Origin of the sequence: Clostridium mucosae, assembly GCF_024622765.1 — a bacterium.
Taxonomy (GTDB): Bacteria; Bacillota; Clostridia; order Clostridiales; family Clostridiaceae; genus Clostridium.
On the sequence record NZ_JANKAF010000036.1, the window covers coordinates 1 to 9634 of the forward strand.

Annotated in this window: 14 protein-coding genes; all 14 read left to right on the plus strand. The window is 28.3% G+C overall.

What is annotated here, in order from left to right:
* Positions 1 to 122: 122 nt before the first annotated feature.
* Complete coding sequence (locus NSA50_RS19045; protein WP_257447940.1) at positions 123 to 1226, plus strand: replication initiation factor domain-containing protein; 1104 nt, start codon at positions 123 to 125, stop codon at positions 1224 to 1226.
* 22 nt (positions 1227 to 1248) lie between these two features.
* Positions 1249 to 2151: a conjugal transfer protein gene (locus NSA50_RS19050; RefSeq protein WP_257447942.1), complete on the plus strand. Its 903-nt coding sequence runs from the start codon at positions 1249 to 1251 to the stop codon at positions 2149 to 2151.
* Between the two features lie 12 nt (positions 2152 to 2163).
* Positions 2164 to 2385, plus strand: coding sequence for a hypothetical protein (locus NSA50_RS19055; protein WP_257447944.1), 222 nt, complete (start codon positions 2164 to 2166; stop codon positions 2383 to 2385).
* Positions 2385 to 2585, plus strand: a complete 201-nt coding sequence (locus NSA50_RS19060; protein ID WP_257447946.1) for a hypothetical protein — start codon at positions 2385 to 2387, stop codon at positions 2583 to 2585. Before NSA50_RS19055 ends, NSA50_RS19060 begins: the two co-directional genes overlap by 1 nt.
* Positions 2586 to 2681: 96 nt before the next feature.
* Positions 2682 to 3605: a hypothetical protein gene (locus NSA50_RS19065; RefSeq protein WP_257447948.1), complete on the plus strand. Its 924-nt coding sequence runs from the start codon at positions 2682 to 2684 to the stop codon at positions 3603 to 3605.
* A 102-nt stretch (positions 3606 to 3707) separates the two neighbouring features.
* Entirely contained in the window at positions 3708 to 4163 is a 456-nt protein-coding gene (locus NSA50_RS19070) for a thioester domain-containing protein (RefSeq protein WP_257447952.1), read from the plus strand.
* A 60-nt stretch (positions 4164 to 4223) separates the two neighbouring features.
* Entirely contained in the window at positions 4224 to 7346 is a 3123-nt protein-coding gene (locus NSA50_RS19075) for an MSCRAMM family protein (RefSeq protein WP_257447955.1), read from the plus strand.
* Between the two features lie 77 nt (positions 7347 to 7423).
* Positions 7424 to 7573: a DUF6906 family protein gene (locus NSA50_RS19080; protein ID WP_257447957.1), complete on the plus strand. Its 150-nt coding sequence runs from the start codon at positions 7424 to 7426 to the stop codon at positions 7571 to 7573.
* A gap of 21 nt (positions 7574 to 7594) precedes the next feature.
* Complete coding sequence (locus NSA50_RS19085; protein WP_257447960.1) at positions 7595 to 7861, plus strand: hypothetical protein; 267 nt, start codon at positions 7595 to 7597, stop codon at positions 7859 to 7861.
* Between the two features lie 46 nt (positions 7862 to 7907).
* Positions 7908 to 8045, plus strand: a complete 138-nt coding sequence (locus tag NSA50_RS19090) for a hypothetical protein (protein WP_257447963.1) — start codon at positions 7908 to 7910, stop codon at positions 8043 to 8045.
* 38 nt (positions 8046 to 8083) lie between these two features.
* Positions 8084 to 8590 carry a hypothetical protein gene (locus tag NSA50_RS19095; RefSeq protein WP_257447966.1) on the plus strand — a complete coding sequence of 169 codons (507 nt, stop codon included), beginning with the start codon at positions 8084 to 8086 and terminating at the stop codon, positions 8588 to 8590.
* Between the two features lie 108 nt (positions 8591 to 8698).
* Complete coding sequence (locus tag NSA50_RS19100) at positions 8699 to 9022, plus strand: hypothetical protein (protein WP_257447969.1); 324 nt, start codon at positions 8699 to 8701, stop codon at positions 9020 to 9022.
* 30 nt (positions 9023 to 9052) lie between these two features.
* On the plus strand, positions 9053 to 9451 hold the full coding sequence (locus NSA50_RS19105) for a conjugal transfer protein (RefSeq protein ID WP_257447972.1): 399 nt from the start codon (positions 9053 to 9055) through the stop codon (positions 9449 to 9451).
* Positions 9435 to 9634 (plus strand): hypothetical protein (locus NSA50_RS19110; protein ID WP_257447975.1); only part of this gene is annotated, 200 nt, incomplete at its 3' end. The genes NSA50_RS19105 and NSA50_RS19110, both read left to right, overlap by 17 nt.

The following is a 9634-nucleotide window of genomic DNA, read 5'->3' on the forward strand; positions in this document are numbered from 1 at the left end:
TTTAGTTGAAGATGTAAAGGGATTATTATCCCGTAGAAAAGGGACTTTTCAAGCGGAGCAAAAGGGAGAATAATCCCTAGGCGAAGCCTTAAAGAAAAGTAAATTTTAAGAGGTGAGAAGAAATGACGGAAGTTTTAGAACCCCCGTACGATAACATGGGGGTACTACGTACGAAAGAAATGTACTTAAAGCCTGTAATTGACTGGGTTCAAGTGACCTTCAAAAATTTCGGTGTTGAAAAGATTGTAAAAGAGATTTTAAAACTAGATATTAGCTTTTTTACTAAAAATGATTTTGGTTTTTGTGGGTATAAGTATTCTTTTCAATTTAATGATATTTTTATATTTCATAATGGTGAGTATGACGAAAGAGGAATGGGAGTTAACATACAAATGACAGGTAAAGGTTGTAGACAGTTTGACTTTTATTTAAAAACTCAAAAAAGAACTTGGAAAGATTTTTTTAAAGATTGTTTTAAATTAGAATCTACATGTAATTTTAGTAGATTAGATGTTTCTATAGATGATACTAAAGTTTATTTTAAAGTTCCTAGCTTGGTAAGGAAGATAAAAGCGGGAGAGATAGTTTCTAAGTTTAAACATTCTTATAATTTTGAGAAAATAAAAAACTCTGATGGTTCTAATGCAGGTACAACTTTGTATATGGGGTCGCCCACTTCCAACGTTAGATTTAGATTTTATGAAAAAAATTATGAAGAAGCTTTTAAAAAGGGAGTTGAAGTTGAAGAAATAGGAGATTGGAACAGATATGAAATACAAATGAGAGATGAAAATGCAACTAGATGTGCTGAAGTTTTATCAATAGATGACAATATATTATATATAGTTAAGTCAGTTTTAAATCAATATGTTAGGTTTGTAAAAAAAACTGGTTCGGATAGTAACAAGCGAAGATGGGATACTTGGAAGAATTGGAAAAAGTTTATTGAAGATAGTGGAAAGTTAAGCTTATATATAAAGCCAGAGCCTAAAACTTTTGAAGAAACTTATAGATGGTTAATGAAACAAACTAGTAATTCATTGAAAAGTATTGAGCTGATAGAAAAGGCTATAGGAATTGAAGGTAGGTTTATGGAGAATATTATTGAGGCAGCGGATTTAAAGGAAGAGCATTACGAAAAAATGATAAATTATTTAAAACAAATTCCAGATTTCGCTGATATAGATAAAGGAGCTTTAAGAATGAGCTTAGAAAATTTAAGTTAAGAATAGTAGATAAGAGAAGGAGATGATTGAAATTAAAGGTAAAGAAATTAAGAAAATATCATCTTTAAAAATTAGAAAAGTATTTGTAGTTTTATTTTGGTTCTTTCTTGTCGTAATTATAATAGTTGGAATTAGGAATATAAGCTATAACAAAGATTATGATTTAAATAATAATCAAAGTGGTAAAGTTATTTCTGATGTAAATAGTAATTATGATGTTGGAGTTAATACATTTTCAAGTAAGTTTATAAAATCATATTTTTCTTTTTCAGATAATGAAGAAAATCGAAAATCTAGATTAGAAGAATTAAAAAAATATATGATAGAGGATCTTGTAAATAATACTTTAATTAATATAGAAGAAATGAAGGGTATTAAGTCATCAGTTACAAATATAGAAGTTTGGAATGTAGAACGAAAAGAAGATAATAACTATAAAGTAGACTTTACTGTTTATCAAGAATTAACAATGCAAGATAAAAAGAAAAAATATACAGATGATACTTATTATATTGTAGTTCATAAAGACAATAATGGAAATTATGTAGTTATTCAAAGTCCAACAGTTACAACTTCACCTAAAAAGGGGGATTATGAACTAGATAAAACTTTAGTTTCAGATACTAATGTGACTAGTGATGAAAGAGCGAAAATAGATGAATTTTTAAATATGTTCTTTAATGTTTATCCTAAAGCTACTGACCATGAATTAACATATTATGTTGAGAAAAATATAAAGCCTTTAGGTGAAAATTTAGAGTTAGTAAGATTAGAAAATGAAATAGTTACAAAAAAAGATGATACTACTTTTAATATTTCTATAGATGTAATTTATAAGGATTTAGATACTAATTTTAAAAGTATAAATCATTTTGATATAGTTCTTATAAATAAAGATGGGAAGTTTATTATAAATAGTTTTTAGGAGGGAATTAAAATGAATTTTGGACAAAATATTTTAGAAGTTGTACAAACTAATGTTATGCCTTTATTTTTAGCTGTTTTAGTTTGTGTTGCTATATATTTTTTAGTAAAGAGAGAGATGACTAAATTTGTAGCGTTTTTAGCAATGTCAGTAGTAGTTGCAGGATTTGTAGTTACACCAGAAACAGTACGAGATATATTAGTTAATTTATTCAAGTCTATATTTAGGGTTTAATGAAGAAACGAATAATATTAGACAAATATTTAAATTGTTATGAAGTTACTGCTTCTATATGTAATGCTATAGTTTTTAAGAAGAGATATGAAGATTATAGAGAGGCTTTAGAAAATGCTAATAAACTTAGTAAGGAGTTTAATATAAGATTTGAATATGTTTCTATAAAAAGAGAAAATAGGTCAAGGTGGGATATATAACCCCTTGACTAGTATAAAATGGTATAATTTTAAGAGTTTATAAAATATGATATAATTATAAAAAACTAAATTATGAATGATAAGAATTTATAAGGGGTGTTTTATTATGAGATTAGAAAAGATAAAAAAATATTAAAGAATAAAAAAAATATTGTAATAATAGGAGCAGTAACAGGAGCTTTAGTTATTGCAATAGGGGGAAGCGTATTATTAAACAATAAGTTTAATGTAGAAAATAAAGCAGAAGATAATAAAGTAGGAGCAGTAAATAAAGAAGAATCTAGTAAAGAAGAAACAGAAGCTATAGAAAAATTAGAGAATTTAAAGAAAATAGATATATCAAAATTATCAGAAGAAGATAAGAAAATACTAGAGAATAAGATAGCGGACATAGCAAAGTTAATAGAAAATAAAGAGTATGCGAAAGCAACAACAGAGATAGAAAGTTTAGAAAAAGATACCAATACTAAAATAGAAGAAGTTGCTAAAGCTGAAAGTAAAGAAGAAAGTAGCAAAGAAGAAGTTAAAAAGGAAGAGAATAAACAAGAAGTAGTTACTAATACATCAAATGAAAGTACGAATAATAGTACAAGTAATAATTCAAATAGTAATACGGGTACTACTACAAGTACAAATAATAATACTTCTTCAAGTACAAGTGGGAATGGAAGTAGTAATTCAAATTCTAATCAAGGAACAATTCAACCAAAGCCAACAACACCAGCACCTACTCCAGCACCACAACCACCAGTTGAAGCACCAAAGCCAAGCTATCCAAGTGTAGCAGAAGTACAACAAAGACTTATATCATATGGACAAAGTTTAGGATTAACATATGACCCATCATTAATTAGTAATGGTTGGGAAGGTAGAGGAACAGATCAAATGTGGAGTTCAGAAATGGGGAATTCTGTTGATGGGCAAAGATTATTTAACGGATATCAATATAAAAGTTTTGCAGTGGTTGTTATTGATTTGGGAGAGTATTGTAGTATGCAATTATATTGTCCTTGGGAATAAAAATAAAAAGTAGTAAAGAAGAGATTTAGTATAAGAAATTTTATATTAGGTCTCTTTTTTAGTGCTTTTAATTAAGCACAAATAAATTAAAGGAGGGATTTTATGAGATTCTTTAATAACCTCATAAAGAAAATCAAAGGAAATTTAATAAGAAAAGAAAGGAGGAAAGTAAGACTTTTAAGTAAGAAGTTAAGTTTAGCATTAGCTTGTTTACTGTCATTTAATTTATTACCTATTAATATTATAAAAGCAAATGCTGAAGAATTGGGGCATAAAGTAACTGTTAATGGAATGTCTCCTGAAGAGTATAATCAGTTATATCAAAATTATTTAAATACTATAGAAGAACGAGCAACAGGAAATAGTGGGTTAGGAATTCAACTTATTTCAGGAATAGTAGCTCCCCCAATAACCATAGATGGTGAAGTTGCTTATTGCTTAAATTTATATAAGAACTTTCCAGTAGGAAATAATTATCCGAATGGAAATCCATATCATAATGGAAATATAAGTGCAGTTTTGTATCATGGATATCCAGTAAATGCTAGTGGGTTATAGCAAAAGTATGGAATAAGTGATTCTCATGCAAGATATTATACACAAGTTGCAATTTGGCAAATGACAGGAGATTTAACTAGTAGAAATTATGGAATAGGTTATGTTGATGAATTACTTGAATTAGGAAGAAAAGCTAGTTTGCCAAATGTATTTTTTGATATTTCTCCAAATAATTTAGAAGTTAGTCAAATTAATGATTATCAAGAAACAGAAGTTATAACTACAAAGGGGTCAAGTGGAATATTTACTTTTCCTAGTGACAGTAATGTTTGGTCAGTAGACTTAAATGGAAATAAAAAGAATACTTTTAATATTGGTGAAAGTTTTAAAGTTAGAGCTACAAAAGGATATAATGGAGAAAAAAGAGTTGTTGTGAATTCTGAATTGAAAAAACCAGCTTCGCTTAAATATGATGGTAGTGGTGGTTTTCAAGATATAGTTAAGTATTGGAATGACCCTATTAGAGACCCGAAACCATTAAGAATTAAATTTAATGGTACTGGTAAAATAGAGTTATTTAAAACAGATGATTTAGGGAATGTATTAGCAGGAGTTAAATTTGGTTTATATTCAGACGCAGGAGCAACTAATAAAGTTGCAGAAGCAGTAACTGGAGCAGATGGAAGATTAGTGTTTGATAATGTTATTGCAGGTGAGTATTGGACAAAAGAACTTGAAACACTTCCAAGCCATGTTTTGAATCCTGAGATTAAGAAAGTAGTTGTTAATGGTGGAGATACTCAAAGAGTAGACTACACAAATGAAATAATCAAAGGAAGAATACAAATAACTAAGGTAGATGAAGAAACAGGCGAAAAGCTTCAAGGAGCTGAATTTGAAATAAAGAGCAAGGCAACTGGACAAGTTGTAGATACATTAGTAACTGGAGTAGATGGAACTGCAATAAGTAAGTTGCTTCCTTTTGGAGAGTATATAGCAAGTGAAATAAAATCACCAAACAAATATACTTTAAATGGTAAGGAATACTTTATTACTATAGATAAGCATTTACAAACTATTGAATTAACTCATCAAAACAGAATAATCAAAGGTAGAGTTGAAATTAATAAAGAGGATAGCGAATTAACTGGATTAAAAATAGCAGGTGCAGTATTCGGTATCTTTGATGAAGTTGGAGCCTTAGTTGAAGAGCTTACAACAAATGAAAATGGTTATGCTATAAGTGGATTATTAAATTATGGTGATTATATATTAAGAGAGCTTAAAACAAATGGTAATTATTTATTGTCAGATAAAGAGTGGAAGATTTCAATTAGAGAAGATGGTAAGGTTTATACTTATGATATTACTAATGATGTTATAAAAGGAAAATTGCAAATAGTTAAAATTGATTCAAGTGATGTTCAAAAGCCAGTTGAAGGTGCTAATTTTGACATAGTAGCTGAAGATGTTTTTGGTATTACTTCAGGTACTGTAGTTGATAATGTAACTACAGATAAAGACGGTTTTGCATTTACAAAAGACCTTAGAAAAGGTGTTTACTATGCTTTGGAAAAATCAGTAGGAAATGATTATTGGTTAAATACTAATAAGTACCCTATAACAATTTCAGAGCATGGAAAAGTAGAAGTAGTACACATTAAAAATGAGCCAGTTCAAATGAAACTTAGAGTAGTAAAATACGATGCTGATAGTGAAACTAAGGAAGCTATTAAAGGAACTAAGTTTAAGGTAGTAAATAAAGCAACTGGTGAAGATATAGAGTTTACAGAGTTCTTTGGTATAGTTCCAATAAAGAAAACTGTATTTACAACAAATAAGCAAGGTGAAATAGTATTTCCACAAAAATTATCAGCAGGAGATTATTCATTAGTGGAAACTGAACCAACAGAAGGGTTTAATCCTATTGAACCTATAGACTTTACAATAGATAGGGATACAGCTTATGAAGAAATAGAGCTTTTAGGAAAAGTTCATACTATAGAAGTTGGAAATAGTAGAATCAAAGGTAACTTAAAAATAGTTAAAATTGATGAAGAAACACAAGTGCCACTTGAAGGAGTAAAATTCAAAGTAACATGTACTGATGGATTTATGAAAGGTCAAGAGTGGTTTGAACTTACTGATGGAAATGGAGAAATCAACCTAAATAATTTAGAGCATGGAAAATACGAAGCTGAAGAAGTTGAAGGGCTTTGGAACTATGTAGAAAATAAAAAGCCTATTAAGTTTGAAATAACTGAAGAAGGTAAAACAGTAGAGCTTCAAGTAACTAATAAAAAGATTAGAGGATCAGTAAAATTAGTTAAAGTTGATGCAGAAACAGGAAGACCACTTGAAGGAGCAGATTTTGAGCTTTGGAATGGTGAAAAGTTAGTTGGTATTTATACTACTGATAAAAAAGGAGAAATAGTAGTAGAAAACTTAGAAGCAGGAAATTACTACTGGGTGGAAGTTAAAGCTCCAGAACATTATAAAATTAATCAAGATGTATCTTTAGATTTTGTTATCTATGAAGATAATCAAAAAGTAGAAATGACAGTTGAAAATGAAGTTAAAACTGGTGAAGTTGACTTTATCAAAACAGATGTGTCTACAGGAGAATTAATAGAAGGTGCTAAAATTGAGATTGTAGGTACAGAAGAACATAATAAGCACATCAAGATAGAGTTCACATCAAGTAAAGATGGAGATAGATTTAAACTTCCTGAAGGTGATTATGAGTTCAGAGAAACATTACCACCAGAAGGCTTTGTACAAACAACAGAAGTAGGTAAATTCTCTATAAAAGATGGAGAAATAACAAAGGCAGAATTAAAGAACAAGAGAATAGAAGGAACTCTTGAATTTGAGAAGACTGATGTATCTACAGGAGAAGTTATTGAAGGTGCACATATTAAAATTGAATGTGTAGAAGGATTTAATAAAGGTCAAGTTATAGAATTTGTTTCATCAGCAGAAGGAAATAAATTCAAATTAGAATATGGGAAATACAGCATATCTGAAACTATGCCACCAGAAGGGTTTGAATTAACTACAGAAACATCAACATTTGAAATAACTGAAGATGGACAAATAGTTAAAGCAGAACTAAAAAACAAGAGAATAGCTGAAAGTTTACCATATACAGGTGGAACAGACACAACAGTAGTTTTAGGAGTTGCTTTAATAGTTACTCTAGCTGGTGTAATAATGATAAGAAGAAAGAAAGCTACAAATTAGCTTTTATTTTTTTACTTAAAATGATTAGAAGGTGTTCTGCGGATCACCTTCTAAGTTTTTTGAAGGAGGATAAATTTATGAAAGGTAAAAAGCCAACAAGACAACAAAAAATGATTATGCAGGAAAGAAGATTGAATCCAAGTAATTGGTTAGTATTAAAGAATCCAACAAATCAATTACATATTCAACATAGAGGAACTAAGAAAATTAGAATATTAAGTATTTAAATATTAGGAAGATGAAAGAAAATGAAAATATATAAAGTGTATATGGTTTCTTATGGTGATTATGAGTTAGAGGGCTCAAAGGCAGTATATACCACTAATTATGATAAAGCGGTTCAGATATTTAATGATTTAGTTAGAGATGAGTGTAAAGAATATTCTTGTTGTGGATTGAATAAGAAGGAATTTAGAGAGACTATAAAAAGATTTAGAAAATGGGGAATGAAAAGGATAGGTGAATTCATATGTAGAAAATATCCTTTGAGAAATAGATTAAAGGTGAATTTATAAATGGTTAATATTGTTATATAATTATACTCGTGAAAGGAGTGTTTATATGACAAATAAGAATAAGAATTCTAAAGTGAAGCAGTTCGATAATACAAAAAAACTAAAAGAACAAAGTAAAGAAGAAGAAAAAAAAGAAAAAAAAAAGAAAAAAATATATCAAATATTATTGCAGGAGTATCTTTAGGGATATCAATCTTTAGTGCCATTTTTTCACTGTTTTATTTGGATAAAGAGTATAAGTACAAATTATCACCAGAGGTAACAGTTGCGGCAAAAATTAAAGTGAAAGCATATGAAGTAGATGGTAATGCTGAGAAGGAGGTCTATTCAGAAGGAGTAAAAATTGAGATTCTCAATAAGAATAATTTGGAGAAAGCTTATTTGATTTATCCGAATAATGTTGTTAAAAAGCTAAATGTTAATGAGGTAGAGAATACTCTTGAGGAAAACTTTAATAAAGATATAGAGTTGGAAAAGTATAATCTTGAGGTGGGAGGTAGGTCTTATCAATATGTTTTTTTATTATTGATGGGAATGGATGGTAGCTATGATTTGTATCTTATTTATGTGAAAACAGGTGGAGATGAGATAGTAATTAATAGTGTTTCAGGGATTGAAATATGGGGATTTGAAAATAGCAATAAAGATAATCCTGAGTATGAAGGAGAAAGAATTATGGCAGAGCAATATCGAAAAATATTAGAAGAAAGTTCTAATTACATAAAATAATATATTTAAATTATAAAAGGTGTTCATATGGGCATCTTTTAAATTTTTTTCGTAGATAAAATAAAGTTATATAATTTATTAAGAATAAACTAAGGGAGGGAATTTTTTATGATGTATATTTTGATAGAAATGCTTAGACCATTGATGCTACTACTGTTATTTATTATGTTTGTTATTACAGTTGCATATGTAAGTTGGTTGATGATTGGGAGTATGAAAGAAAAGAGGAATAATGATAATTATAAGGTGATTGAAGAAGCAGAAGAGATATATAATGAATTTACAGTCTATAGAGCTATTATAGTAGTAAGAGATGAAAAGATAGAAGTTGAAGTTGATTATTATGAGATTGACAATACTATTGCTGAAATTAAAAGCAAAGACGGCAAAGTATATATAACAGATATTAAAAATGTTTTATTGATGAGTTAATAATAGTATTTATTGAAAGGAGTTGATTGTTTGAGAATAAAAACTTATACGAATATATGGCGTATAGAAGGGATTCTATATAGTATATATGATATTAAATTACCAGTTCCAGTTACTTATGCACAAATAGGATATTTAGTTTTTTCATTTCTATTTATAATTATCTTTTCTGATATTTTTCCATTATCTATTATTAATAATAAATTACTTAAACATTTTGTTATTCCAATAGGTTTTGCGTGGCTTATGTCTAAAAAAACTTTTGATGGAAAAAAGCCATATAGTTTTATTGTTTGTTATGTTAAATATTTTTTTAGAAATAAACTTACAACTAAATCAAGAGATATTAAGTTAAAGAATATTGTTGTTGATTCTGAAATTGCTATATTAAAGGATAGGAGTGGTGTTAAATATGAAATTTCCAGTTAAATTTATGGCTGATAATTTAATAATTAATCAGAAAGATGAATGTTATGCTTATTATAGCTTAAAAGATTATAATTATGGTTATTTATCAGATGATGAAAAGATTCGTATTCATAATATGCTTGATGAAATATTTACACAACATAATTCAAGTGATGTACAATTAATAGTTATAGGTTCTGAAAG

What these genes read in the sequence shown, in the direction of transcription:
- NSA50_RS19045 (WP_257447940.1), top strand. Translation starts at nt 123, where the DNA reads ATGACGGAAGTTTTAGAACCCCCGTACGATAACATGGGGGTACTACGT.
- NSA50_RS19050 (WP_257447942.1), top strand. Translation starts at nt 1,249, where the DNA reads ATGATTGAAATTAAAGGTAAAGAAATTAAGAAAATATCATCTTTAAAA.
- NSA50_RS19055 (WP_257447944.1), top strand. Translation starts at nt 2,164, where the DNA reads ATGAATTTTGGACAAAATATTTTAGAAGTTGTACAAACTAATGTTATG.
- NSA50_RS19060 (WP_257447946.1), top strand. Translation starts at nt 2,385, where the DNA reads ATGAAGAAACGAATAATATTAGACAAATATTTAAATTGTTATGAAGTT.
- NSA50_RS19070 (WP_257447952.1), top strand. Translation starts at nt 3,708, where the DNA reads ATGAGATTCTTTAATAACCTCATAAAGAAAATCAAAGGAAATTTAATA.
- NSA50_RS19075 (WP_257447955.1), top strand. Translation starts at nt 4,224, where the DNA reads ATGACAGGAGATTTAACTAGTAGAAATTATGGAATAGGTTATGTTGAT.
- NSA50_RS19080 (WP_257447957.1), top strand. Translation starts at nt 7,424, where the DNA reads ATGAAAGGTAAAAAGCCAACAAGACAACAAAAAATGATTATGCAGGAA.
- NSA50_RS19085 (WP_257447960.1), top strand. Translation starts at nt 7,595, where the DNA reads ATGAAAATATATAAAGTGTATATGGTTTCTTATGGTGATTATGAGTTA.
- NSA50_RS19090 (WP_257447963.1), top strand. Translation starts at nt 7,908, where the DNA reads ATGACAAATAAGAATAAGAATTCTAAAGTGAAGCAGTTCGATAATACA.
- NSA50_RS19100 (WP_257447969.1), top strand. Translation starts at nt 8,699, where the DNA reads ATGATGTATATTTTGATAGAAATGCTTAGACCATTGATGCTACTACTG.